At 67.5% G+C, this 560-nt stretch carries 1 protein-coding gene; it reads left to right on the top strand.

From position 1 onward, the window contains the following. On the top strand, positions 1–560 hold a 560-nt coding region (locus tag ACT6UX_RS30440), incomplete at both ends, for an acyl-CoA dehydrogenase family protein (RefSeq protein ID WP_444778866.1).

Genomic DNA, 560 nt, shown 5'->3' with positions numbered 1-560 from the left:
ACCATGAACCTCACCGAGCCGCAGGCCGGCTCCGATCTCGCTGCCGTGCGCAGCCGCGCCGAGCCGCAGCCCGATGGCAGCTACAAGGTGTTCGGCACCAAGATCTTCATCACCTACGGTGAGCACGACATGGCCGAGAACATCGTGCACCTCGTGCTCGCGCGCGTGACCGGCGCGCCCGAGGGCGTGAAGGGCATCAGCCTGTTCGTGGTGCCCAAGTTCATGGTGAACCCGGACGGCTCCCTGGGCGCGCGCAACGACGTGCATTGCGTGAGCATCGAGCACAAGATGGGCATCAAGGCCAGCCCCACCGCCGTGCTGCAGTATGGCGACCACGGCGGTGCCGTGGGTTACCTCGTGGGCCAGGAAAACCGGGGCCTGGAGTACATGTTCATCATGATGAACGCCGCGCGCTACGCCGTGGGCGTGCAGGGCATCGCGATCGCCGAGCGCGCCTACCAGAAGGCCGTGGGCTACGCGAAGGACCGCGTGCAGAGCCGCCCGGTCGATGGCTCGATGAGCGCGGCCGCGCCCATCATCCACCACCCGGACGTCAAGCG

The sequence above is a fragment of the Reyranella sp. genome, assembly GCF_052439685.1.
Classification (GTDB): Bacteria; Pseudomonadota; Alphaproteobacteria; order Reyranellales; family Reyranellaceae; genus Reyranella.
This window is presented reverse-complemented; position numbering and strand designations above follow the sequence as displayed.